We start from the raw sequence: 24874 nt of genomic DNA, 5'->3' as shown, positions 1-24874 counted from the left end.
GGCGTTAGTGTAAATATGAAAATTATTACTCTCCTGTTCTTAACGGTACTAATGTTTGGCTGTTCAAATGAGGGACAAATGATCAGTGTTAACCCAGATAGGGTCAGTCAGCTAGAAGCGCTTTTAGAAGAAAAGAAGTTCGTCGAAAGTTCCGTGTACTTCTATCCAGGCGCTCCTGACGAGGTAACTAGGCTTCAGGCCGAGCTAGTTATAAATGCAGCTATAGTCAGTATCCTCAAGGTTTCAGAATCTGAAATATCGGAAGATGAGTTCTGGGGGATCATCGAAGTCGCAGCTCGTGCACTATCTGTGATGGATTCCGAAGAGATGGATAGAGGCTTCACATACTTTGAGCAAATTATGGATGTTTTCGAGATTGCTAGCTCAGGAGGACGATTGAATCAATGGAGGTATGGCTTTGACCCAACGATTCAACACTAACAAACCGCTGAAATCCGTTACGGCCACAGGAAAAACGTGGCCTTCACTAGGACTCGCTTCGCTCGCCGTCTAGCGGGGCGTTATACGTTTCGAGACTATGGACGAATCTGATAGAAAATTTGCCGAATCTGTAATGAACAGATTGATGAAAGGAAGTTCTGTTAATGGCTTGAGGTTTTTCACTCCACAGCTATTACTGGATGGCCCAAAAGACATAGCTCAAGAGGCTTATATCAACTTATCATCCGAATGGGATATCTTTGATTCTCTACCAGAAGAATTTCCCGTTGAATGTGAAGAACTGACCCAAGAGCAAGAAGAAATCAAACTTCATCAATTGAGGGGCGAAGAAGTAAAGGAAATACAAATATTATCTCCTCATCCCCATTTGGTTGTGCATTTTGAAAGTGGAAAGCTTCTTTATATGAATGGAGAAGATCAGGATTACGAGCCGTGGCAAGCTGGGTTAACTAGTCATGGAGAAAACTCTGATACTTGGTTAGTTGTTGCTTGCCCTGGAGGTGGCATGGCTGTCTGGTGCCCTGAAGGAAGACTAGAGTAAAAACGTATAACAAGTTACTCAAAAGGACGCAAAACGCTTGGCTTGTGCTCCTTCGTCGCTAATTTTAGCCAAGCATTTTTGCGCCCATTAGTAAGGCGTTAACTTTATAGGAGTAATAATGAGCATCTTAGGATTTTTTACGCGTTTCACCATTGTCTACACATTAGTAATGGCAGCTGTGGGGATAACCATGGGGCTTCTAGGCGTAGAAAACGCTAATAGTCTAAATACCCCCATATTATTGGCTATCTCATTTTGGTGTTTCTATTCATACTCAACTAAGAATTCTAGAATTATCGAAGGTGGTGAAAAATGGAAGTTGGTGTTTTCCGCCTTAGCGGGAGATGTGTTAGCGAGTGTTCTGTTGGGTGTACCCACTATGATCGCTAATGAAGTTCCTATTAAATTTCTATTTGTAGGCATGGCAGTTGTCATTCCATTGCATGCCTTGTTGTTCGTTGCTGTAAACTATGGTGTTAAAAAGCATCTTCTTAAAAAACGCCCTGAACTCGTACAAAGTTAACAAGGCAAGGCAAAATCGCCCTTCGGGCCGGACGCGCTAACGCGCGCCTTTGCTTGCGGCGTTATGTGTTTTAAGGAGTAGACAGATTGGCTGAATTATTAGGAGTTTTATTGCCGTCCTTGGTTGTGCTATATCTGATTGTTAATACGCAACTTGATACTTACCGGAAAAGAATTCGCTTTTTGGAAGTTAAAGTAGACGCTCTTATCAAACATACGGGTATTGAATTTGACGATAGCACCCTAGTTCCGGTTGAAGTTCATTCTGCGGTAAAAGCTGGTCATAGATTAAAAGCTATCAGGCTGTATCGCAAAATTACAGGTGCTGGTTTAAAAGAGGCATCAGAGGTAGTAGATGGTTTGGTTAAAAACACATAACGTTAACAATTAGGAGAAATAATGGGCATCTACATCAGGAATGCGGAAATGAGTGATGCGAGGGCAATCAGTGAGTTGATGCTACCCCTAACAAGAAAATATGTATGTCCCACTTGTGATGCGTCTGTACATGATATTTTGCTAGATTCCATGTCAGAGAAAAATATCGAAAAATATCTGTCTGCAAACTCTTCATCAGCAAGCTATGACTATGTTGTGGCAGTGACCGCGCATGATGAAGTGGTTGGCGTGGCGGGCATTCGGGACAACTCGCATCTGTACCATCTATTCGTCAACGATGATTTTCAAGGTAAGGGGCTTTCCCGCCAATTATGGCGAGCCGTTAAGGAAAAGGCATTGGCAAACGGTAATGGTGGCTTATTTACGGTTAACTCGGCGGTAAATGCGGAAGGCGTGTATTTGCGTTTTGGCTTTAAACGCACGGCAGGCATCAGGAATCGACAAGGAATGGTGGATATTCCAATGGTGTTGGCGTTGGATGGCAGACCAACGGTTTAAGCGTGATGGGCAACCCTTGGCGGTTTTACCCCAAGCAAGCCTCCCAGCGGGAGGCTTGCTTGTTAACTGTTGTCAGGCGATTGGTTGGCCCAATTGGCGGGAGATGTTATCCAGCAGGTAGGTGGTAAAATCCTCTCCGTGGTTAGCCAGCATTTTGGGGAACATGGATATGTTGGTCAGGCCGGGGAAGGTATTGATTTCGTTCAGCAGGATTTCCCCGTCATCGCTGAGGAAGAAATCAATGCGTGACAGGTGGCGCAGTTTCATGCCGTTGAATGCCCGCACGGCATAATCACGGATGGTGGCTATCTGGTCTTCGCTGAGGTTTTCTGCGACCACGCGGGTTGTGGCATGGCTGCTTTTGGCATATTTCTCTTCGTAGGTGTAAAAGGTGTCGGCGGCGCAGACGATTTCGCCGGGCAGGGTGGCAATCACCTGGCCCTGATACTCATATACCGCCACTTCCAGCTCCCGGGCGTGAATGGTTTTTTCCACTACCACGTAAGGGGAATAATGAAAGGCCTCTTGGAGTTTTTCGGCAACGGCAGCGGGCGAGTCAACCTTGTAGCACCCCACGGAAGAGCCCTGTGATGCGGCCTTGATAAACAGCGAACCCCATTGGCTGAGTGCCTGCTGGCAGCGCTGGATGGCTGCGTCATCGGGCTGATTGACAAACAGGTAAGGGGTGTTGGGGATCCCCAGCGCGCTGAACCACATTTTTGCGGTGATTTTATTGAAGCAGTTGCTGCTGGCTTCTGATTCACAGCCAAAATAGGGCAGGTTAATCAGGTTGAAGTAAGACTGGATATCGCCGGTTTCGCCGGGGTAACCGTGAATGCAGGGGATTACGTAATCTACCGGCCAACTGGGGCTTTCATCGTCAAAACGCACTTCGCGGCGGTTGGTCAGCTCGCATTTGCGACCATCCTTGGTGTGGTACTGGCCGCTGCCGTTAAGCTCCAGCCATAACAGGTTGATGCCGCTGACCTTGCTCAGGCAGCTTTCAAAATATCCGGCAGACAGCAGCGAAATGGCGTGCTCGGCACCACCGCCACCACATAACAGCAAAAGATTGATCCCGTGGGTCATGGTTGCTCCCGTAAGACTCGGAGGATGAGTGATTGTATGGCCTGCCATCTGGCAGGCACTTTGTGTGTGCCATTATGGCGCATATCGCTTGGCAGGGTTAAGCGGATTTGCGTGGATGTGAAAGATGCGCTGAAAAAGCCGGCAACTGATAACATCCGCGCAATAATTGTGAGCCGTGCTGCCATGTCTCGCCTCTTGTGGCATTTTTAGGTGGCAACCCGCTGCGGTTAACGCCATAGCCGCTGTGCCAGCCCCGAGGCGCGGCGGGTAAGACGGCGGCTGGCATGGGCAAATACCCGGCTTCCTGCCAGGCAGGTAAAGTGATTTTTGGCGCGGGTAATAGCGGTATACAGCAACTCCCGGCACAGCAGTTGCTGCTGGGGCCCTTTGGGAAATGGCGGCAATACCAGCGCCACGCGGTTAAATTCGCTGCCCTGGCTTTTATGTACGGTCATGGCAAAGCAGCTGTCGTGGCCGGGCAGGCGGGCGGGCAGCACTTTGAGCAAACTGCCGTCACTGCGCTCAAACCAGGCCATCAGCCGTTGCTGGGCGGGATCGGGCAGAATAAGCCCGATATCGCCGTTAAACAGCCCCAGATTGTAATCATTGCTTTGAATGATCACCGCGCGCCCGGCGTAAAATTCGCTCACCGGTTGCAGCCAGCCCTTGGCGGCCAGCGCGCGGATAATGGCTCGATTGATGCCATCTACCCCGTATTCGCCGCTGCGCATGGCGCACAGCACCCGAAACTGGTGAAAGGCCGTCAGAATTTGCGCAGGCGCGGCCTGTTGTTGCATCAGGGCCAGGTATTCCCGATAACCCTGCTCGCACAGCGTCAGCAGCCCTTGCAAGCCGCTGCCATCATCGCTGTGCTCCAGCCATTGCAGCTCCTGATACCCCCGCTGCCAAATGCGGGCAATGGCGTTTTCATCACCTTGGTTCACTGCTTGCGCCAGCAAGCCAATTCCCGCATCCCCTTTAAAGCGGTGGCTGTGGCGCAACATGCACAGGCTGTCGCCAAGGCCGCTGCTGCTGGCTGTGGCCTGGAGCGGTGCCCGGCACAACTCGCCAAGGCGCTTGGCCTGGCGGGGGCTGTAACGCATCTGCCACTGGTCGGCGTGTTTCAGCCCCTGACAGATGTCTGCCAGCACGGCACCGGCTTCCACCGAGGCCAGCTGATCCTGATCGCCCAGCAATATCAGCCGGGCATTGTCCGGCAGGGCATCGAGCAGTTTGGCCATCAGCGGCAGATCCACCATGGAAGCTTCATCCACAATCAGCAAATCCAGCAGCAGCGGGTTGTCCCGGTGATGACGGAAACGGCTGTCATCTGGGATCACGCCCAGTAAGCGGTGGATGGTGGATGCCTGCTCGGGAATGTGTTGCAGGGCTTGCTGCAGTGCGGCCAACGGCCCGTGCAGGCTCGATTGCAGCTGCATTTTGGAATGTTTGACCGACTCGCTAAGGCGCGCCGCCGCTTTGCCGGTGGGGGCAACCAGACGGATTTTGAGGGAAGGCAAAAGTTGCAGCAACAGCAGCAACACCTTGGTGACCGTGGTGGTTTTGCCGGTGCCGGGGCCTCCGGTGATCACGGCCAGTTGCCGGGTAAGGGCGGTGGCGGCAGCAACTTTTTGCCAGTCAATGCCATCATCTGGCGCGCTGAACAGATTGCCAAGCAGCTCGGCTGTTTGTTGTAGCAACGCGGGATCATTGTCCAGTTGCCTCGCAATATCGCTGTCACAGGCCAGTTGTTGCAGCTTGGCGGCCACCTGCTGTTCATAATGCCAGTAACGGCGCAGGTACAGGCGCTCGCCCTGCAATACCAAGGGGCGGTGTTGGGGGTCGCTTTGCTCATCTTGCGCCTGCCATATCAGCGCCGAATCCTGCAAGGCTTTGACAATGCAGGCGCTTAGCTGCGGCTGGGGAATGTCAAAGCGGCACTCAATGGCTGGGCTGTCCGGCAATTGGCGCAGTGCCAGCGGATTGTCGGCATCAATATGGGCAAGGGGCAGGCAGCTGTGCTGGGCCGACAGCTGCTTTGACAGCAGTGCCAGCAGCAATAACAGCCAGGGCTCGTCACTGTGACTGAGCCCTGCCAGTTGCAGGGCAAAGTGGCGATCCAGCGGACTGAGGGCACCTTGCTGCTCGGCCTGTTGCAACAGGGTGTCAATGGGGGCGGAGCTGTGCAGGTTCAGTAACATTGGGCTTTCCATCAGCATGACTCCAGACTGAATTGAGTGCCTGGCGCGGCCGCGGGCAGCTGGCCGGCAAATAAGGCATCCAGCGCTTCAATCAGTGCCAGTGGCGGTTTGTCGTAATAAATACCGGCTTGGGGGTGTTGGGGCGACATGCCCCGCAAAAACAGGTAATAGCAGCCGCCAAAATCCCGCTCGTACTGATAATCCGGCAGGCGTTTTTCCAGCAGGCGGTGCAGCGCCAGGGTATAGAGCAGGTACTGCAGGTGGTAGTGGTGCTCCAGCATGGCCTGTTGCAGGTTATCGCCATGGTAGCTGTCAAACTCATTGCCAAGGTGGTTGGATTTATAATCGGCAATGTACCAGCGCTGCTGGTAACAAAAAGTCAAATCAATAAAGCCCTTGAGCATGCCCCGCAGGGTATCGAAGCTGAAATCCGCCTGATACCCGTAGCGGCGCAGCAACATGTTAAGGGCATGGCAACGCAGCTCGCTCACCGGCAGGTAAAACGCCATTTCAGGGAGCCTGTCAGCGGCCACAAGGGCGCTTAGCATCAAGCCGTCATCCCGGTTTTTGCTGCCAAAGGGGGTGTGGATGATCTCCTGATACCAGCACTCAAGTAGTGGCTGCTCATCGGCTGCAATGCCGTATTGCAGCATGATGGGGGGTAATAGTTGCGCCAGTGCGGCGCCTGGGTTTTCGCAGGCAAAGTCCCAATCTTCCAGTACCTGATGCATGAAGGAGCCGGCATTGGCGCCTTTTTCAAACAAAAAGCGCGCTGCCGGTGGTTGCTCCGGTAAAGGGGTTATTGCCGGCAATGGGTCAAACTGTTCATCATCCATGCCCGGCGTTTGCGGCGGTGCCTCGGTATTGTCCACCTCTGGCAGCTGGTAACCCGGTTTGCTCTTGTCTTTGACCAAGCCGCTGTAGCTGCCCACCCGCCAAGGCAGGCGCTGGGGCATGGGCAGTGTCAAGGGCTGGGGCTGGCTAGCTGTGGCGGTGGTGGCGGTCAGCGTGCCGCCATACTGCCCGGCGCTGATGACGCTGACCGAAATGGCATCGGACTGCAACGGCAGCAGTTGCTGTTGCAGCTTGGCAAAATCGGTGGCGCTGTCGGTAAAGCCCAGCAGGTAACCGATGGCGGTTTGCGGCAGGTTGCTCTTGATGCCGTTTTTCAGCATGCGGCTGTGATTGGTGATGGACAGATAACAGCGGTAAACCGGGCGGGTCAGCGCCACGTACAGCAAGCGCAGATCTTCGGCCAGTTGCTCCTGTTTTTGCCGGGCTTTGCCGTCATCGGATTTGGCCAGATCCCACCATAATTTTTCCTGCTGATGATACAGCAGCGGATCCGGCGTGCGATCGCTGCCGGCAAGGCTGATAAAGGGCAGCAAACACACCGGGTATTCCAGCCCCTTGCTTTTGTGGATGGTGACGATTTGCACCAGGTTCTGCTCGCTTTCCAGCCGTAGCTGCTGCTCTTCGCTGTTGGCGGCTTCCAGCAGTTGTTGCTCAAACCAGTAGCGCAGGGCCGCCGGGCCATCCAGCTCTGCGGCTTTTTGCTGCAACAGTTCGCACAGGTGGCGTACATCGGTCAGGCGCCGCTCGCCGCTGTCGCCTGCCAGCAGCCGGTGCAGGGTGCCGGTGTCGGCGGTCAGCTGCATGATGGCCGGCATGATGCCGCGGCTCAGCCACAATTGGTGCCAGCGCTCAAAGCGCTCAAGCCACAGGGCGCGCCTGTCTTCTGACTGGTTGAAATCGTGAATGGCGCCAATATCAAGCCCCAGCAAGCGGGTGGCCATGGCACTGCGCAGCGCCATTTCATCCCGGGGATTGGCCAGCGCTTGCAGCAACAGTGCCAGCTCCCGCGCTTCCTGAGTGGCAAACACACTGTCGCGGCTTAAAAAAACCGCGCCAATCTGGCGTTTGCTCAAGGCCTCTTTCATGACCGAGGCTTCCACATGATCCCGCACCAGCACGGCAATATCCCGCGCCCGCAACCGTTTACGCTGCGGGCCACGGGCAATCTCGGCCTGGCCGTTGAGCAGTTGCAGGATTTGCTCGGCCGCATCTTCTGCCAGCAGTTGCCGGCCGGCGTCCTTGTTAAGCCCTTTGCTAGGGTCTTCACTGAGCAGGCGAATTTGCAGCGCATGGTTGTCACCAAGGCTTTGCAGGCATTTTTCACTGGCTGCGGCGGGCACGTTCACCGCCTCAAAGGGAATGTTTTCCCCGGCAAAGGGGGCGGGATGCTGGCTGAACAGGGTGTTGACCGCCGTGACCATGGCCGCGGCGGAGCGGTAGTTGGTGCCCAAGGTGTACTGGCCGTGGGTTTGGGTGCGGGCCGCCAGATAGGTGTGGATGTCGCCGCCGCGAAAACCGTAAATGGCCTGTTTCGGGTCGCCGATCATCAATAATCCGTCCTGGCTGCCAGCCACGCTGCCATCAAGGGGCAAGCTGGCGGCATAAATGCGCGAGAAAATGGCAAACTGCAACGGGTCGGTATCCTGAAATTCGTCAATCAGGGCCACCGGAAAGCGCCGGGCAATCTCTTGCGCCAGATGCTGCTGGCGCGCCTGCTCGCTGTTGGCCTCCAGAACATCCGGCGTGTTTATCGGTTCGCCCTTGGGCAATGCTTCTGCCGTTGACGGGCCATGCCCCAGTGCGGTGGCCAGGGTCGAGAGCAAATCATCCGGCGTCAGCAGGTTGCGCCGGGCCTTTTCGGCCACAAAGCGCTGGCGAATGTCATCGCGCGCCTCGCATAAAAAAGCCGGCAGCAGTTGCTCCTGCATGGTAAGGATGTCATCAATCAACCCCAGCAGTGGTGCCTCATCTTGACTGGGCGCCGGGGCGCTGCCTTTATTCAGGCTCAGGCGCTGCAATGACAGCTTGTCCAGCGCTTTGGCTGGTGGCAGCTCGTGGCGGGAGTCCACCCAGTCATCCATCTGCTCCAAGGCTTGGGCCAGCAGTGGATAACCCTCGTCTTTTTTGCCGTAACGGCGGCCATTGAGTGACAGGCCATAAAGCTGCCGGTGCAGTTGTTCCCGCCCGGCTTTCCAGTGCTGGCGCAGGCGGCTGATGGCAGGCTGCAGCATGTCGGCAATCCGGGCAAAAGGCACGGGCGCAGGCGTGGCAATGGCATCCCGGTTTCCCAGCAGTGGCTGCAGCTTTTGCTGCAGGGCATCCGGCCCCGGCAGTTTGTCAAAAATGAGCTGCGCCAGCAGGCGCGGCAGCGGATAACAGGCCTTGCGCCAGAAATCCCGTACGGCGTGATGCAAAAATTCGCTGTCATCCAGGGAAAATTCCGCATCAAACAGCAAGGCGGACTCGAATGCCAAATCGCTCAGCACCCGCTGGCAAAAACCGTGAATGGTGAAAATGGCCGCTTCATCCAGGGATTTTAGCGCCAGATCCAGCCGATTGAGGGTTTGGGGCAGCTCATCCGCGCTGATAAGGGCCAGCAGCTCGGTGAGAAACGGATCGGTTTCAGGCAGTCCAAGGCAGGCACGGTATGCCTGGCGGATGCGGCTGCGGATGCGCTCGCGCAGTTCATCGGTGGCGGCATTGGTAAAGGTCACCACCAGGATCTGTTCACACGTGAGGGGCGCACGGGTGCCAATGCCCAGCAGCAGCCGCAAATAAAGGCCGGAAATGGTGTAGGTTTTGCCGGTGCCGGCGCTGGCCTCAATCAGCTGCGCCCCTTGCAGGGGCAGGCTCATGGTATGCAGCAGTTGTGGTTGCATGGGTTTTGGATCAGTCATTTGCAGCCTCCTCGCCGCCATTGGCCACAAATTCTGCCAGCTGCTGCAACTCGCCCTGCTGGTAACGGCCGATTAACGGCAACAGCAAGTGCATGGCCTGGCGGGCAAAGGCATCTTCGGTAAAGTCATCCGGAAAGGTAAAACAGCGCTGGTAATGGGGATTGCTGCCATCACCGGGCAAGGTATTGCCATCTTTTCCTTGGCGATCCTCCCAGGCAGTCTTGGCATCCAGTAGGCGTTCTTCATGGGTTTGGCCTTCGCTCATGGCGTAGCTCATGGCGGTTTTTGGCATGAACAGCAGCGGCTGATGCTGGCCGTGGAGGAAGGCTTGCAGCCACAGTTGCAACTCCTGCTGGGCGGTGTCTGCATCCATGGGGGCAAAGGCGTGGAAATTGCCCATGTCCAGCAAATAGCTGTGGCGCTGCCAGTTACTGGCATTCAGTGCCAGATGGCGCAAATACAGGCGGATGAGGTCCTGGGGTTTGGCGGTACCGGGACGGTAACTGAGCAGCCCTTTGGCGCTGATGTCATCCAGTCGGCCATGCAGGCGGCAGCCAAGGGCCGGGAAGGGCAAATCCACCGTCAGGGTTTGCAGTTTCTCTCCCCGCAAGAACAGGGTGCGCTCCAGCAGCGGTGCCACATCCTGCTGATAACGCCCCAACAGCAGATCATCAAAGGGGCGGCTTGGCAGTTGGCCGCTGGCCTTGAGCTTGGCCGTCAGGCTGGCATCACGCACGCCATCCCGTTTCAAGGCGTCTTCCAGCAACAGTGACTGCAATTGGTAGCGTTGCAGGGCATTGAGGGTAAACGGCTCGTCGTTGTCATCGGCGTGGATATCCAGCGCCAGGTCCAGTTTCAGGCTGCGATTGAAAAAATATTGGGCCGGATTGCGGAAAAACCGCACCAGTGCCTGCAATTCAATGAGTGTTTCGCTGTCAACCAAAGTATCGTCCGGCGCCAATTGCAGCGGTGTGCCATTAAGGAACGGGTTATCGTCGGTGTGGGGCTGCGGGCACCACTGGGCGGCAAACGATGGCGTAATGGGCGCATTGGCCGGATTTTCAAGTAATGCCGGCTGATACAGCGCGCCATCAAAAGGCTGCAGCGGCTGCTGTTTGATTAATTTGGCGTTGAGCGTGTCTTCCAACCGCTGCAAGGCGTTGGCATCCAGCGGCTCGGTTAACGGCGCGGCGCCATCTTCTGCCAATGCTTGGGGCAGGCAGCTGAGCTGGCAGTATTCCAGCAATTCCGCCACCAGCATGGAGGGATTGCGCGGGCTGTTATCCCGCTGGGAGCGGCCAATGTAACTGATGTAAAGTTGCCGTCTGGCGGACAATAACGCCTCAAGGAACAGGTAGCGGTCGTCCAGGCGGCGGGAGCGGTCACCCCGGCGAGCCGGTTGCTGGGCCATCAGGTCAAATCCCACCGGGTGCTGCACTCGCGGGTAGATGCCATCATTCATCCCCAGCAGACACACCACTTGAAACGGAATGGAGCGCATGGGCATCAATGTGCAGAAATTGACCGCCCCGGCCAGATAACGCTGGCCGACACGGGACTCCTCCAGCTGGGTGCTGAACCACTGCAACAGCAGTTGCTGATCGAGTTTGTGGTTGAATCCTGCATTCGATAATTCTGATGCCAGTTTAGCAATTGCTGCATGCACCGCCATTAATGCCTGGGTATCTTGCTCATCAACCGGTGCATAAAATTGTTGGCATAATGCTGATAACTGCTGAATTCTGTCGTCTGGTGATTCTGCCTGTTGCAAACCGTTGGCGAGGTTGTCCAATGCTTCAATAAAATTCAACAGTTTTCCAAGCGCTTGGGCAGATTGCCCCTCAACGCCCGCTACCGGCAGATGGCCGCAAAAAAGCTCACCGTCATCTTCCAGGGCATACCCCAGTACCAGACGGCGCAATCCCTCCGCCCAGGAGTTTTGTTCAAAGGCGGGCAGTTGTTGCTGCTGACGGGCTTTACCGCTGCGGCCCCAGCGTACCTGGGCCTGCTCCAGCCAGTGGCGAATTTGCGCCAAATCGCCATCATCCAGCCCGAAACGGCTCAAGGTGGCGGGCAGCTCCAGCAGGGTGAGCACTTCGGTGAGGGCAAAACGGCTGCTGTTGATGTCAAGCAAGGTCAAAAAGCTGCTGATAAGGGGCGATTCCTGGCTGGCGCCCCGATCGGCAATGGCGTAGGGAATGAAATATTGCCCGTCGCGCCGGGCGAATACTGCATCAATATAGGGGGCATAGGCGGCCACATCCGGCATCATCACCACTATGTCCTTAGGTGACAATTCCGGCTCACGGGCCAGCAGCCATTGCAGGTGATCGTGCAGGGTTTCCACTTCCCTCAGTGGTGAATGACAGCTGCGCAGGGTCAACGAGTCGTCGTCATCCCGCAGCAGGCGGCGGCCGTTAAGTGACAGGTACAGCTCACTGTCTGGCCCCAGCAGGCGGCCGCGGGTTTCCATCTCCAGAATGTCCTGTTGCAGGCCTTGCAGCAGGTTGGCGTTGCCTGCGGGGTAGAACAGGTCATCTCCCAGTACTATTTCTTCTGGTGGCAACTCCAGCAGTAAATCCAGCAAATCGCGCCCCAGCTTGCCGTTGTTGGCCAGCAGCGGGTTGCCCACAATCAGGCTCTGTTGCCAGTTTTCCGGCAACTGGCGTTTTTCGCCGTAGGCCAGGTTGATGCGGGCGCGGGTTTTGGGGGCCACAATGTCGCCCCAATAATGCTGGCAGGGGCTGAGGCCAAACACGGTAACGTTGATGCGTTGCCCCAACGCCTGCAGCACCGACAGCATCTGCGGCGGCATGGAGGAGATGCCGAAAACGAACAGCCTGGCAGGCAAACGCGCCAGAATGCTGGCATCATGTTTCAGGGTGCTGACCAGCGCATCGTGCAGGTTGGCACGATGGTAGCCGCTAAGCCCCAGTGCCTGGTTCTTGGCAATCAGCTGTTGCCACAGCAACGGCTGCCATTGCTGCTCCGGCGCCAGTTCAAACGGCAATTCACCCTGTTCCCAGGCGGCAATCCAGTCGGGGCGGTACACCAGATACTGGTCAAAAATGTCCGCAATGCGGGATGCCAGCTGAAACCGCTTTAACGGCAACTGCTGTAGGTCGCCTTCCAGATAACGCTTGAGCGGCGCATATTCCGCCTCATCAACAAGTTGCGGCAGCAAGCCCAACAGTTTCCAGGTCATGGCCTCTTTGGTGAAGGCGTTTTCCTTGGGCACATCCGGCAGCAGCGTATGACACAAGTCCCAGACAAAACTGGAGGGCAGGGGGAAATCCAGCGCGGCAGCAATGCCGTTGTGTTTGGCAATCTCCAGTTGCAACCAGGTGGACATGCCGGGGCTCTGCACCAGAATCTGTTCCTGTGCCAGCGGTGACTGTCCCGGCAGCGGGGTGCGCAGCTCGTCGCTAAGGGCTGCTGACAGCAACTCCATCTTGTTGGATTGGATCAGTTTGAACATGGGATTCCTGATCGGTAAGCCTTCATTGGCGGATGGCGTTATTCTAAATAGCTGATTTCGAATGTGCCAGCTTTGTCTTGGCGTAAAGCCGAGACGGCTGGCGGCGGATGATGGCAGGGGCATGCACTCAAGCGGTGCCTTGGGGATGGTGCGGCAAATGGGGCGAATGCAGCGGGCATTAACGTGCCAAAGCGCTACGGGACAGTTGTTGCACCAATTGCCGGGTCAGCTGATGAAAGCTTTGCTGCGCCTGTTGCCAGGCGTGGGGTGTCAGCTTGGCATATTTCAGTTGCAGGTATTGCTCGCCCCAGTGGCTGATGAGATTGGCGCAACTGGGGAAATGGCAAGCCATCTGCGTGATGAAATCCTGCGGGCCACATCCCGGCTGGCGTTGCAGCCCCTTGCGGGCCACCAATTGGCAGATTTTCCGGAAATCTTTGTCCACTTGTGGCAAGGAGGTGGGGCGTCGCAGCAAGCCGCTGCTGTAAGCGATGTACCCAAGGGCCAGGGTCATGACGCCCAGCACCAGCAGTGCCATGCGCGAGAGGGTTATTTTCCCCAGTAACTGGTTGAGCAACTGCTGCTGGCGGTTGTTGTCAAACCCCAGTACCCACACCGTCCAGTAGTAATCAAGGCTGGCAAGTTTAAGGCGCAGCTGCTGGAACCAGTCACTGGTGCGAATGCCAATAAAGGCGGTGTTGGCCAGATAACTGTCCTCGGGGGAGAAAATACTGTCAAAGCCCTGTTCGATACGTTCGGGCGCAATCATTGCCGTGGGGTCAAACCGCACCCAGCCTTGCCCCTCAAGCCATACTTCACTCCAGGCATGGGCCATGTACTGATAAACGCTCAGATAGCCGGCTTGGGGATTGAATTCACCGCCCTGGTATCCGGCCACCATTCGCGCCGGCAAGCCGGAGGCCCTGGCCAGAAAGGTGAACGCAGAAGCGTAATGCACACAAAAGCCGGCGCGGGTTTCAAACAGGAAATCATCCAGCTGCTGGGGGCCAGTAAGGGGCGGGGTCAGGGTATAGGAAAAGGGCTGGTGGTTGAAAAAGCGCATCATGGCCTGCAGCCGCTGTGCCGGTTCGGGGTAGTGCTGGCGCAGCTGCAACGCCAGCGCTTGGCTGCGAGGGTTGGCGTGTGCCGGCAATGCCAGGTTACGCTGATATTCCGCCTCACTCAGTGCCTGTTGGCGCGGTGCATGAAGGTATTGCTGCACCCGGTATTGAAATTTTTGCTCCAACGGCCGACTGGCGTAGAGCCGATAATCCGGCATGTTGAATACGCCTGGCGTGTCGCTAAAGGCATTGCCCATGGCAAACAGCCAATGCTGACCGGAGCTTTCGGCAATAACGGTGTAATCAAGGCGCTCACCGACTTGAGTCTCTTGGGGGCGTGGCCGCTGTGGGTGGCGTGTATCGGCCTGGCTTTGCCATGCCTGGGCCGTTGGCGACTGGCGCCAGTGTTTGCCATCGTAATCCTCAAGCACCAGTGCCCGCCAGTAAAGGCTATGGGCAGGCGGGCGCTGCTGTTCATAGGTGACCCTGAACGCCAATTGCGCCGAGCGTGTCAGCCTGGAAATGTCACCAAACCCCACGGTATCAGACAACCCGGTAGTGGCCGATTTGAGCTGGGGCACCATCCACAAAGGCGGCAGGCGGGGAATGGTAATGAACAGCAGCAACGCAAGGGGCAGGCTTTGCAGCAGCAGTTTAAGGGTGAGTTGCCCTTGCCGGGAGATGTTGCCGGTTTCCAGATACAGGCTGATGAGCGTGAGCGTGTTGATGGCAATGACCGGCGCCAGCAACAGCACGTAGCCTATTCCCTGATGGTCAATCAGCGTCAGCGCCACCAGAAAATATCCCGCCAGTACAATCACCCGCACGTCACGTCGGCATCTGGCTTCGATGTATTTCAGGGCATAACCCAAAATCAACAGGTTAATCAGTGCATTGAGCAATCCAAGCTCCCGGCTTACCAGCGCCAGGGTGAGGGCGGCCGCCACGGCCAGAAGCGTCACCAGTAACCGGGGCGGACGGGCCACCTTGCCAAAATAGATGCCAAGGCGCCAAAGAAAACAGATGGCACCAATTGCCAGCGTAGCGGAGGCGGCTTTGTCATACAGGGGCAGCAAAATGGCCACATTGGTCAGCAACAGCCAAAAAAGGGTGCGTTGGCTGAGATGGTCACGGTTGGTCATCGCATCTCCTTGCCGGCAGGCCATACAGTGCCAGGGCTTGTAGGCATTGACGGCGATGGGTTGCCCCTGTTGCCGGCAACAACTGCTGCGTTGGCAGTTGCAGTCCCCAGACGGCATTTTGCCGAGCCAGTTGCAGCACCTGCCAACACAATTTTGCCAAGGCATCCTCCAAGGTGGCACCCTGCAACCCCGGTGGCAGTTGCAACCATACCGGCGCGCCCTGGGGGGCGTTAAACTCCTTGGCCAGCATGCCGCGCCCTTGGGCATACTGTTTCCATGCAACCTGTTTGAGGGATTCTCCGGGATGCCAGCTCTTAAGGCCGCTGAACTCTTCTATGCCCGGCTGTTGGCTGGGCAACTGTTGCTGGTTGCTGTCCATGATGCCCTGCAGTTGCAACGGCGCCGGATGTAATGGCGGATAAACCAATACCGGGTTATCCAGATCAATCCATGACCACACTCGGCAAAGTCCCAGCGGGAAACGGGATTCCAGCAACAATCTGCCAGGGTGCAGCCATCCCCGGCGGCCGCAACTGACCGGCAGTGACAGGTTTGCCCCCGGGGCGGTTATTTCATGGGTTATGGTGCCATCCGTTGCCGGATACTGCAGCTGCAACTGATAACGTGGGCAATCCGTGAGCAGTTTTACGGTTACCTGAATATTGTCTCCGGCAAAGGCTTCCGGTGCGGGCTGTGCGTGCAAGGCAAGCCCCGCCAGATTGCGATAACTGTAAAAAATGCTGCTGACAAACACACTGCTGAGCAAAAATCCCAGGGCGATGATCAGGTTGTTCTGGTAATTGGTGCCGAATAAAAACAGCAACACTGCCAGCCCCAGCCATAACATGCCAAAACCGCTTGGCAGAATGAAAATGCGCCGGTGATCAAGGCGTTGGCGTTGCCCCGGCGGCAACCGCCGGGACAGCCACCGATGGAAGTAGCCCTGCATGGGCCGCTTATGCAACATGATGCTCACCGGATGGGATTGATGGTGTTGAGCAAATTCAGTGACAGTTGCTCGCCCTGCAGTTGACTGGCGTGACGCAGGCGGTGTTCTGCCACCGCCACAAAAACGGCTTGCACGTCTTCAGGCAACAGGTACTGGCGCCCATGAATGAATGCCCAAGCCTTGGCAGCACTGAGCAGCGCCTTGCTGGCTCTTGGCGACAGCCCGCCGTCTTCGGCCATTTCCCGGGAGCCGCTAACCAGTGCCAGAATGTATTCCAGCAAAGCATCGGATGCCGCCACCTGCTCACATTGCTGCTGCAATTGCATCAACGTCATTGCCGTGAGGCATTGGGGCAGGTCATGGGCGGCTTGCTGTTCTCCCTTTAGCATCTGCAGCTCGGCTTTTGGCGCGGGATAACCGATGGACAGGCGCATCATGAAGCGGTCAAGCTGGGACTCCGGCAAGGGGAATGTGCCGGATTGCTCGCTGGGATTTTGCGTGGCTACCACGAAAAAGGGCCGGGGCAGGCGATGGGTAATGCCATCAATGGTGATTTGCTGCTCTGCCATGGCTTCCAGCAGGGCGCTTTGGGTTTTGGGACTGGCGCGGTTAATTTCATCGGCCAGGATCATCTGCCGAAAAACCGGCCCCGGATGGAACACGAACTCCCCTTGCTGCTTATCAAAAATCGATACCCCAAGAATGTCTGCCGGTAGCATGTCGCTGGTAAACTGAATGCGTTGGTAACTCAGCCCAAGGGTTTGGGCAAGGGCTTGGGACAGCGTGGTTTTGCCCATGCCGGGCAGGTCTTCAATCAACAGGTGGCCTTTGGCCAGAATGCAGGCCAGCGCCATGCGGATCACCCGCGGCTTGCCAATCAATACCTGCTGCAGCTGTTGCAGCGCCTGTTCAATTGCCACCTGTTTCATACACTTCCTTCAATCACTGTACACGGGCACTTTTATGGCTTCCGCTGGTTGTCAGTAACGGTATTGTTTTTCCGACGGGCTGAAAAACGGCGGCGTTTGTTGCCGTTTACGCTCATAAATGGCTCGGTAGGTGAATACGGCCTGCACATATTCACGGGTTTCGTTAAAGGGAATGACTTCCACAAACGTCATGAGATCAAGATTGCCCTGACTTTTCTCCAGCCATTGTTGCAGCCTTGTGGGGCCGGCATTATAAGCCGCCGTGGCCAGTATGCGGTTGTGGTTGAATCGTTGCAGCAACTGGCCGTAATAGGCACTGCCAAGGGGAATGTTGATCTGGGGTTGGTACAGGCTTTTTACCCCGCCATAGGGCAGATGGTATTTTTTGGCGGTGCGGGCGGCGGTCCCCGGCATCAGCTGCATGAATCCCCTGGCACCGGCACCGGAGGTGGCATAAGGGTAATAGGCGCTTTCACGGCGGGAAATGGCCCTGAGCTCGTTCACCGGCGTGTTAAACCGTTTGCTGGCCTTGGCAAAATGCGTCGGTTCAGGAAAGGGAAAGCGCATGGTCATGTCATCCCACAATTTTGCGGCAATGCTGGCATCCACCGCCAAGGCGTCCCAGCCTTGCTGCAAGGCATACAATCCGTATTGGGCCTGCATCTGCACCGTGTGGCGCCGTAATAACAGTTGCCATTCCGGCCGGGCATCAAGCCATTTGTCCAGCGCCATCAGCTCTTGTACCCGGGCAAGCCCCGGGTCGTCATGCAAGCGGGCCTGCAGGTTGTCCTGCAAGGGAGTGGGCTCATCGGCCAGTGTGAGGGGGTGTCCCAATTCATCCGCCACTGCAAAACCGTAAAAATTGCGCTGTTTTGCAAGTTGCTGATAACGGTTTTTGTCAAGCTGGGCAAAACGGTACTGCCAATATTGCCAGCGCGCTTCCTGCCGGGTCTTGTCACTGAGCAATGGCAGGAATTTTTTCACCGCAGTGGCATCCTGCTCAGCCAGCGCCCAGCGTAAACGCCTCTCGGTCAGGTCATCTGCGCGCAGTAATGGCAACATGCCATCCACGGCATCTTGCAGGCCGGCATCCTGTTTAAGCAGCGCATACCATACCAGATAACGGTTAAGGCGCCGGCCATCGTTTTCGCTGAAGCGCCCGGCTTTTTGATATTTGGCATATAGGCTGAATGCCTGGTGCAGATCTTTTCTGGCAAGGCGTTTTAAGCCGGCGGCCACGATATCGCTGTAGATGGGGGCTTTACCGCTGAATTTGCGGGTGTGGCGCAGTATGCGGGGGTCACGGTACACCTCCAGCAGCAGCTGGGCCTGGGCTTTATGGTGGGTGATTTTTTGGGATAAGTAACGCAGCAGGCTGGTTTCGCCCTCATGAAAGGTGAGCAGCATCCGTGACCAGATAAGCTCCTGAGTGCGCTGCTTGGCGCGACTCCAGGCCGAGAGCAGCGGGTCGCAGGCTTTGGGCAGCGAATGCCCCGTAAGCCACAGCTCGGCGGCGCCTTGATAAGCCTGTTGTTTTTGCCCCTGATGCCACTTTGCCTGATAGTAATAGCACTGCAGTTCAAGGTTGCGCGGCGTCTCTGGCGAAATGCTCAAAAAATCTTGCCAGCGCTGTTTGCCCCCGGCCTGCAACAGATAGCGGTGCCTGGCCATGTTGTACAGCGGTGAGCCGTCAAAGGGGGCGATTGCCGTGGCAGCCTGTTTTCCCGGCATGTTGATAATGGCGTCGATATTGGCGTTAAAGTCCAGGTAAATGGCCAGGGGATAGTCATCCAATTTTTGCCTCAGAGCCTGATAACGGGTGGTTTGCTGCTGTTGCAAGGCTTCTCTGGCATCAAGATACTGCTGCCGCTGTGGCGGCTTAGTGGCACCAGCGGCGGCAAATGTCAGCAGTAACAGCGTGGTGGTGACATATTGGGGCAAATTCCTTTTGCAGTTGAAAACCGACATTACAAACTCCCTGAGTTAAACAGTGCGCTTGGGCTGCTTCAGTATATGAAATATTCAGGGTGAATATTGCCCGTTTGCCATTTTCTAAGCGTCATTCCGGCTGCCAGCGTTTTGTTTAACCCTATCCAGCAATGTAACTTCGGCGTGAGGCTGCCCGTCATCCACGGGCGCTTCCCCATTTTCATCCAGGGTGCCGGCCAATGCTTTGTCCAGTAATTTGCTGTCGAGTTGTTTACTGGTGTCGGCGCCCAACTGTTTTATCTGATGCGCCTGCTGGATAAGGTTACCCCGGCCGCTGCTGAGCTTGTTCATGGCACCGGCAAAGGATTTGTCAGCGCTGGCAAGTGCCCGGCCGAGTTTTTCCATGTCATCCACAAAGCCGCATAGTTTGTCGTATATTTTACCGGCCTGACGGGCAATGCGCTGGGCATGCTGGTTTTGGTATTCATAACGCCAGATGTTGTTAATGGTACGCAGTGCCACCAGCAGGTTGGTGGGGCTTACCAGCATGATATTGTTTTCCAGCGCATAGTTAACCAACTGCGGGTCTTGCTCCAATGCCAGTAAAAATGCAGGTTCCAGCGGAATGAACATCAATACGTAATCCAGGCTCTTAAGACCATGGAGTTTTTGGTAATCTTTCTGGCCCAAGCCCTTGATGTGGGCACGCAGGGAATTGACATGCTCTTTTGCCGCCTGTTGTTTGGCCTCTTCCGACTCGGCATTGAAATAACGCTCGTAGGCCAGCAGTGACATCTTGGAGTCGATGACCACATCCTTGTTATCCGGCAAGTGCACTATCACGTCCGGCTTGAAATGCTTGCCATTGTCGCTTTGCAAATCCTGCTGGATGTCGTACTCATGGCCTACGCGCAAACCGCTTTCGCTTAATACCCGCTCCAGGATCACTTCTCCCCAGTTGCCCTGTTTTTTATTGTCACCTTTCAGGGCCCGGGTCAGGTTGACCGCATCTTCACTCATGCGCTGATTGAGCTTTTTGAGTTCTTCCAGTTGGTGTTTCAGTGAAAAACGCTCAGCTTGTTCTTTTGAATATGATTCACTTATCTGTTGCCTGAAGCCTTCCAGCTGCTGTTTAAGTGGGCTGATAAAACCGCCCATCTGTTTTTCATTCTCGTTTTGCAGCTTACTGCTTTTGTCATCAAAAATTTTGTTTGCAAGATTTTCAAACTGGGTGGTGAGGCGGATTTCGCTGTTTTCAAGAAGTGCCAGCTTGTCGTTGAGGGCTTGGCGTTCCGCCTCAAAACGGGCGCTCATGGTCTGTTGCATGGCATTGGCCTTGGACAGGTTAAGCTGGGTTTCCATCAATTTGTGCTGGGCGGCCTTGAGCTGTTGCTCTAGCAGTGGCACGCGCTCGGCATGAGCCTGTGCCTTGCCAAGTGCAGCGGTTTGCTGTTGCAACGCTTCCTGGGCGGCTTGCAATTGCTGGGTAAGTGGCTGCAGTTGCTGCTGATGTTGTTCATCAAGCAGCTGTTGCAATAATGCCTGTTTGCGTTTGGAGTGCCATAACATCACGGCGGCAACCATAAAGACGGCGGCCAGCAGCCACAGGAGAGGAAATTGAAAGGCCAGTAATTGGTTAACCAGCGCCATGAGAATACCTAAGCGACAAAATAATGGATGCTGCCTAGGGTCGCATGGAACGTGAGTCGCTTCAAGGGCTTGCTATTATTGGGTTTTATGGCTGATTATGATGTATACATTGGCGTATGCTGGCCGGTAATTTAGTTAACGGCAATGCAACTCAATGGCAATGATGCGGTCTAATTGTCACCATCCACTGTCTGTCATTTGAGGTCTTATGACGAATAAAAAATTCAAAAAAGGCATTCAACACAAGCGTTGCTGGGATATTCCCGAATATGAAGTGACACCCGAGGCGGTTTTTCGGGATCGGCGCAGGATCACCGCCATGCTGGGGTTTGGCAGTATTGCGGCCAGTTTGCCCGGTTACGTGCAGGCAGGAATTTTTGATCTGTTTGGCGAAGATAAACCCTTGTTTGCCACCAAGACGTTGAATTTCACCCAATCGGCGCAGTACAAGACGAGTGAGCAGCCAACCCCTTATGACAAGGTTATCCGTCATAACAATTTTTATGAGTTTGGCACCGGTAAACAGGACCCTTTTAATCATGCCCAGCAGCTTAAGGTGGAGCCTTGGGCGCTGACCATTGACGGTTTGGTGGACAAACCGTTAACCCTGGATTATGACGATCTCTTTCAATTGCTGCCGCTTGAGCAGCGTACCTACCGTTTGCGCTGCGTGGAAGCCTGGTCCATGGTGATCCCGTGGGTGGGGTTCCCGCTGGCGGCCCTGTTGAAAAAAGCCGGTGTGAGCAGCAACGCAACACATGTGGCATTTGAAACCCTGTTTGATCCGGAGCAGATGCCGGGGCAGCGCAATCCGTTGATGGGCGGCGGTATCCATTACCCCTATGTGGAGGGGTTACGTTTGGATGAAGCCCTCAATGATCTGACCTTTCTGGCAGTAGGGCTTTATGATCAGAGTCTGTCCCCCCAGAGCGGGGCTCCCATCCGTTTGGTACTCCCCTGGAAATACGGCTTCAAGAGCATCAAGTCCGTGGTGCGCATCCATCTGGTGGATAAGCAACCGCCTTCCAGCTGGAATCAGCTGGTGCCCCATGAGTATGGTTTTTATGCCAATGTTAACCCGCAGGTGGATCATCCCCGCTGGTCTCAGGCCAGTGAGCGGCGCATTGCCGATGGCGGTTTGTTTAACGCCAAACGGATCCCCACCTTGCCGTTTAATGGTTATGGCGAGCAGGTGGCTTCTTTGTACCAAGGGATGGATTTAAGGAAATTTTTCTGATGTGGCGCATGACTCGTCGGCAGTTATTCTGGTTGAAAACCGCACTGCACATAGGTGCTGCATCGCCGCTGTTGCTGCTGTTTCTAGCGGTTAATAACAATGTGGCAGGTGGCGATCCGGTGCAGTATATCATTCACTTTTTAGGCAAGGGTGCGCTTAATTTGCTGCTGCTGACCTTGCTGGTATCCCCGCTTGCACGCTGGAGCAAACAGGGCATGCTGATGCAACTGCGCCGTCCCTTGGGGTTGTGGGTGTTTGCCTATGCGTCACTGCATTTGGTGGCATTTTTCAGCCTGGATCTGCTGTTTGCGTGGCAGTTGTTGCTGCAAGAAGTGGTAAAGCGTCCTTACATTGTGGTGGGTGCCAGTGCCTGGCTGATATTGCTGGCACTGTCGTTAACCTCCTTCAAAGCCGCCCAGCGGCGCATGGGAAAACGTTGGCAACAGCTGCATTACTGCGTTTACCCTGCGCTGTTGCTGGTGGTGGTGCATTATTACTGGTCTGTCAAATCAGAGATTATTGAACCCAGTATTTACATTGCACTGGCGCTGCTTTTGCTGTCTTTGCGGGTGAGGCGTTTTTTACCCAGAAAATGATTCATTCCTGGGGCGGCATTGTTTCAATGGCCGGGGCTGGCGCTTTGCTGTCCCGGCATTTTTTGGTTTTATACATGGCATTGTCTGCGTGACTCAGAAGGGCTGCCAGGTTTTCTCCGTCAGTGGGATAGATGCTCACGCCAATACTCATATCAACGTCAAGTTGCTGTGTGTCCAAGGTGATGTCATGGCCGGTAGCGCGAATTTTTTCAACCACTAGGGCAATTTCATCATGGCTATGTACCGGCTCTAACCACACAATGAATTCATCTCCGCCAAAACGGGCAATCATGTCGGATGCCCGCAAACTGCAATGCAAGCGCTGGGCAATCTCTTTCAATACTTTATCTCCGGCGGCATGGCCGAGATTGTCATTAATGGGTTTGAAACGATCCAGGTCAATAAACAGTAACGCCGCTTGTTGCTGTTGCCGTTTGCAGCGTTCAATGGCCAGCTCGATTTGCGTGGTGGCAGCTCCCCGGTTAAATATGCCGGTCAGATCATCATGCTCGGCAATATGGCGCAATTTTGCTTGTTGCAGCTGTAATTGGCGGGTTTGTTCCTCAACCTCCAGTTGTAGCTGATCCCGTTTGCGGGTGGCCAGCAGCAGCTCTTGCTTCATGCTATTAAACTCATCCGCCATTTCCCCGAACTCTTCGCCTTTGGGCATGCTGACCTTACTGAGTAAATCCCCGGCCGCTAAATCCTTGATGCCTTTTTTGAAGGTCACCAGATGGGCTTTAAACCGGGAAAGTGTTTGCAGTGAAAACAAGGTGACCAGAATGGTGATAAGCAACAACAATGCCCCGTTAAGATAAAGATGGCGCACTTGCAATATGCGGGCATCATCAACAACTTGGGTTTGCAAGCGTAACAAGTCCTCACTCATGGACTGGATAATCACATTGTAACGGGTGGTGAGCACCTTATTGCTGTTTGATTGTGGCTCAAGCCGCTTGGCGAGATTTTGCCTGGAAAGATCGAGTAAGACCCCAATGTTTTTTTCATGGCGCTGCAGGTTATTCAATAATTTGGTTTCCCGGGCCGCCATCTGCAATTGCTGGGCGGTATTCACATAATGTTGCAAGTTAACCAACGCTCTGGCGGTATCATTGATGGCTTTTTGATCCTGATACTGTTGCAATAGCCATAAATTGGCTCGGAGCAAATCCACCCGCAGCTGAACTTCCGTCAGGTGTTTTATCTGTTCAAATGAGCGGATCATCACGCTGCGTTGTTTGAGCAATACCGCCCCGTGCGCCAGGGTAAGAATGGTACACAATGCCACCAGTAATTTTAATCGTTTGGATATTCTCATTCTTTGCGTACCAATGATGTATGTATGGCTTGATTCAGGGCGGTTGGTTCAATGTATAAACGGTAGTCGGGAATTTTGCTGCCGTGGACCAGATTGGCATCCATGGCCCAGCGGGCCTGGGATTGCAGGCTGCTGAGCAGTGTATTGCCAAGGGATAGGCGAAACAGGTAATCAGGCCATAGTGCGGCAATCTCTTCCGTCGGCACTTTCAAATAGCGGGCCATCAGCTGCTGGGATTTTTCAGGCTCCTTGATGATATACAAAATGGCCTCATCCAGGGCTTTGAGCAATTTCACATGTTGCGACAGTTTTTTATCGGCATCGGCACGCCGGGTAAGCAAATTAAAGGTCAGGTTATAAAGTCCCTTGGTTTCAAAATGTTGTACTTGATTTGGGAATTGTTGTTGCAAATGGAAGGCGAAAGGCTCCCATATGGAAATGGCGTCCACCACCCCGGCCATTAACGCGTCGGTCAAATCATTGGCGGTAATGTCCACTTTTTGAATGGCTGGCTGCTGCTGGCCGTACATCAATAGCAGGGCATCCAGAAAATACTCACTGGCAGAGCCAGCCACAATCCCTATTTTATGATGCAGTAACTCGGTTGGGTGCTGAATGTTGGATGCGGTGCGGGTCAGCAGCTTTAAATCGTTATCGGATTCCGCAAAGGTACTGATGATGCTGAAATCGTTGCGTTTGAAACTGTTAAACATTGCCACGCTTTCAGAGCTGGTGGCCAAATCCGCGTCATCCCGCATCAGGGCATTAAAGCAGCTGTCCCCGCCTTTCTGTGGAATGAGCTGTACTGCAAGCTGCTGATCACGGAAAAAACCCATGCGCTCGGCAATGATGATGGGGGCAGACAATGTTGAGGTGGATACGGCGATGCGTAATGGTGGCTCAGTGCCGGGGGCAAACGCCGTTTTTGCGGTAACCCCCAGCCACAACAGGGCACTGCTCAATAACAAAAATAACAGTAAAAAAAGTTTTTCCATTTTTATATGAGATGTCCAATAAGAGGCGGTGCCTGTTAGCTTCTCGTAATAGTGGGGTTAAGTTTAGCTTAAGGGCAAGTGAGTGCCAGTTTATGGATGGTTTTTATTAACTCACGGATTAAAAAC

Annotated in this window: 18 protein-coding genes; 7 read left to right on the top strand and 11 right to left on the bottom strand. The window is 54.7% G+C overall.

The window, feature by feature from the left end; all coding sequences use genetic code 11:
* From ACIDEJ_RS12325 to ACIDEJ_RS12305, 5 genes are all read left to right on the top strand, one after another.
* Window positions 1-441: DUF4844 domain-containing protein (locus tag ACIDEJ_RS12325; protein WP_411988367.1), on the top strand; the 441-nt coding region annotated here is incomplete at its 5' end.
* 97 nt (window positions 442-538) lie between these two features.
* Window positions 539-1003 carry a hypothetical protein gene (locus ACIDEJ_RS12320; protein ID WP_130255316.1) on the top strand — a complete coding sequence of 155 codons (465 nt, stop codon included), beginning with the start codon at window positions 539-541 and terminating at the stop codon, window positions 1001-1003.
* 118 nt (window positions 1004-1121) lie between these two features.
* Window positions 1122-1526: an ABZJ_00895 family protein gene (locus tag ACIDEJ_RS12315; RefSeq protein ID WP_411988366.1), complete on the top strand. Its 405-nt coding sequence runs from the start codon at window positions 1122-1124 to the stop codon at window positions 1524-1526.
* Between the two features lie 86 nt (window positions 1527-1612).
* Window positions 1613-1903 (top strand): hypothetical protein, encoded by a 291-nt coding sequence (locus ACIDEJ_RS12310; protein ID WP_239853112.1) that lies wholly within the window; start codon window positions 1613-1615, stop codon window positions 1901-1903.
* A 21-nt stretch (window positions 1904-1924) separates the two neighbouring features.
* A complete protein-coding gene (locus tag ACIDEJ_RS12305; RefSeq protein ID WP_411988365.1) occupies window positions 1925-2422 on the top strand; it encodes a GNAT family N-acetyltransferase in 498 nt (165 codons plus the stop codon).
* A gap of 72 nt (window positions 2423-2494) precedes the next feature.
* Here the strand turns inward: ACIDEJ_RS12305 and ACIDEJ_RS12300 are convergent, their stop codons facing one another.
* From ACIDEJ_RS12300 to rmuC, 9 genes are all read right to left on the bottom strand, one after another.
* The gene (locus ACIDEJ_RS12300) at window positions 2495-3511 is read right to left on the bottom strand and encodes a D-alanine--D-alanine ligase (protein ID WP_411988364.1); all 1017 of its coding nucleotides are present in this window, start codon (window positions 3509-3511) and stop codon (window positions 2495-2497) included.
* Between the two features lie 227 nt (window positions 3512-3738).
* Entirely contained in the window at window positions 3739-5712 is a 1974-nt protein-coding gene (gene recD / locus ACIDEJ_RS12295; protein ID WP_411988363.1) for an exodeoxyribonuclease V subunit alpha, read from the bottom strand.
* An 11-nt stretch (window positions 5713-5723) separates the two neighbouring features.
* Complete coding sequence (gene recB, locus ACIDEJ_RS12290) at window positions 5724-9464, bottom strand: exodeoxyribonuclease V subunit beta (RefSeq protein WP_411988362.1); 3741 nt, start codon at window positions 9462-9464, stop codon at window positions 5724-5726.
* Window positions 9457-12942, bottom strand: a complete 3486-nt coding sequence (gene recC, locus ACIDEJ_RS12285) for an exodeoxyribonuclease V subunit gamma (RefSeq protein ID WP_411988361.1) — start codon at window positions 12940-12942, stop codon at window positions 9457-9459. The genes recB and recC overlap by 8 nt, the downstream gene beginning before the upstream one ends.
* A 178-nt stretch (window positions 12943-13120) precedes the next feature.
* Window positions 13121-15145 carry a transglutaminase family protein gene (locus ACIDEJ_RS12280; RefSeq protein WP_411988360.1) on the bottom strand — a complete coding sequence of 675 codons (2025 nt, stop codon included), beginning with the start codon at window positions 15143-15145 and terminating at the stop codon, window positions 13121-13123.
* Window positions 15132-16112: a DUF58 domain-containing protein gene (locus tag ACIDEJ_RS12275; protein ID WP_411988359.1), complete on the bottom strand. Its 981-nt coding sequence runs from the start codon at window positions 16110-16112 to the stop codon at window positions 15132-15134. Before ACIDEJ_RS12275 ends, ACIDEJ_RS12280 begins: the two co-directional genes overlap by 14 nt.
* 5 nt (window positions 16113-16117) lie before the next feature.
* Window positions 16118-17023: an AAA family ATPase gene (locus tag ACIDEJ_RS12270; protein ID WP_411988358.1), complete on the bottom strand. Its 906-nt coding sequence runs from the start codon at window positions 17021-17023 to the stop codon at window positions 16118-16120.
* 51 nt (window positions 17024-17074) lie between these two features.
* Window positions 17075-18991: a transglycosylase SLT domain-containing protein gene (locus ACIDEJ_RS12265; RefSeq protein WP_411988357.1), complete on the bottom strand. Its 1917-nt coding sequence runs from the start codon at window positions 18989-18991 to the stop codon at window positions 17075-17077.
* Window positions 18992-19075: 84 nt separating this feature from the next.
* Window positions 19076-20602, bottom strand: a complete 1527-nt coding sequence (rmuC, locus tag ACIDEJ_RS12260) for a DNA recombination protein RmuC (RefSeq protein WP_411988356.1) — start codon at window positions 20600-20602, stop codon at window positions 19076-19078.
* Between the two features lie 208 nt (window positions 20603-20810).
* Between rmuC and msrP the strand changes: the two genes are divergently transcribed.
* Both msrP and msrQ read left to right on the top strand, forming a co-directional pair.
* The gene (msrP, locus tag ACIDEJ_RS12255) at window positions 20811-21839 is read left to right on the top strand and encodes a protein-methionine-sulfoxide reductase catalytic subunit MsrP (protein WP_411988355.1); all 1029 of its coding nucleotides are present in this window, start codon (window positions 20811-20813) and stop codon (window positions 21837-21839) included.
* Entirely contained in the window at window positions 21839-22435 is a 597-nt protein-coding gene (gene msrQ / locus ACIDEJ_RS12250) for a protein-methionine-sulfoxide reductase heme-binding subunit MsrQ (protein ID WP_411988354.1), read from the top strand. The genes msrP and msrQ overlap by 1 nt, the downstream gene beginning before the upstream one ends.
* A gap of 1 nt (window position 22436) precedes the next feature.
* Here the strand turns inward: msrQ and ACIDEJ_RS12245 are convergent, their stop codons facing one another.
* Both ACIDEJ_RS12245 and ACIDEJ_RS12240 read right to left on the bottom strand, forming a co-directional pair.
* Window positions 22437-23753, bottom strand: coding sequence for a diguanylate cyclase (locus ACIDEJ_RS12245; RefSeq protein ID WP_411988353.1), 1317 nt, complete (start codon window positions 23751-23753; stop codon window positions 22437-22439).
* Window positions 23750-24748 (bottom strand): ABC transporter substrate-binding protein, encoded by a 999-nt coding sequence (locus tag ACIDEJ_RS12240; RefSeq protein ID WP_411988352.1) that lies wholly within the window; start codon window positions 24746-24748, stop codon window positions 23750-23752. The genes ACIDEJ_RS12245 and ACIDEJ_RS12240 overlap by 4 nt, the downstream gene beginning before the upstream one ends.
* Window positions 24749-24874 lie beyond the last annotated feature (126 nt).

Source organism: Shewanella mytili (assembly GCF_046765975.1).
GTDB lineage: Bacteria > Pseudomonadota > Gammaproteobacteria > Enterobacterales > Shewanellaceae > Shewanella > Shewanella mytili.
The sequence above is the reverse complement of the archived record's forward strand: the minus strand, read 5'-3'. Positions and strand labels throughout refer to the sequence as shown.

Bases quoted from the DNA above. Each gene is read 5' to 3' on its own strand.
- ACIDEJ_RS12320 (WP_130255316.1), top strand. From the start codon at position 539: ATGGACGAATCTGATAGAAAATTTGCCGAATCTGTAATGAACAGATTG.
- ACIDEJ_RS12315 (WP_411988366.1), top strand. From the start codon at position 1,122: ATGAGCATCTTAGGATTTTTTACGCGTTTCACCATTGTCTACACATTA.
- ACIDEJ_RS12305 (WP_411988365.1), top strand. From the start codon at position 1,925: ATGGGCATCTACATCAGGAATGCGGAAATGAGTGATGCGAGGGCAATC.
- ACIDEJ_RS12300 (WP_411988364.1), bottom strand. From the start codon at position 3,511: ATGACCCACGGGATCAATCTTTTGCTGTTATGTGGTGGCGGTGGTGCC.
- recD (WP_411988363.1), bottom strand. From the start codon at position 5,712: ATGTTACTGAACCTGCACAGCTCCGCCCCCATTGACACCCTGTTGCAA.
- recB (WP_411988362.1), bottom strand. From the start codon at position 9,464: ATGACTGATCCAAAACCCATGCAACCACAACTGCTGCATACCATGAGC.
- recC (WP_411988361.1), bottom strand. From the start codon at position 12,942: ATGTTCAAACTGATCCAATCCAACAAGATGGAGTTGCTGTCAGCAGCC.
- ACIDEJ_RS12280 (WP_411988360.1), bottom strand. From the start codon at position 15,145: ATGACCAACCGTGACCATCTCAGCCAACGCACCCTTTTTTGGCTGTTG.
- ACIDEJ_RS12275 (WP_411988359.1), bottom strand. From the start codon at position 16,112: ATGTTGCATAAGCGGCCCATGCAGGGCTACTTCCATCGGTGGCTGTCC.
- ACIDEJ_RS12270 (WP_411988358.1), bottom strand. From the start codon at position 17,023: ATGAAACAGGTGGCAATTGAACAGGCGCTGCAACAGCTGCAGCAGGTA.
- ACIDEJ_RS12265 (WP_411988357.1), bottom strand. From the start codon at position 18,991: ATGTCGGTTTTCAACTGCAAAAGGAATTTGCCCCAATATGTCACCACC.
- rmuC (WP_411988356.1), bottom strand. From the start codon at position 20,602: ATGGCGCTGGTTAACCAATTACTGGCCTTTCAATTTCCTCTCCTGTGG.
- msrP (WP_411988355.1), top strand. From the start codon at position 20,811: ATGACGAATAAAAAATTCAAAAAAGGCATTCAACACAAGCGTTGCTGG.
- msrQ (WP_411988354.1), top strand. From the start codon at position 21,839: ATGTGGCGCATGACTCGTCGGCAGTTATTCTGGTTGAAAACCGCACTG.
- ACIDEJ_RS12245 (WP_411988353.1), bottom strand. From the start codon at position 23,753: ATGAGAATATCCAAACGATTAAAATTACTGGTGGCATTGTGTACCATT.
- ACIDEJ_RS12240 (WP_411988352.1), bottom strand. From the start codon at position 24,748: ATGGAAAAACTTTTTTTACTGTTATTTTTGTTATTGAGCAGTGCCCTG.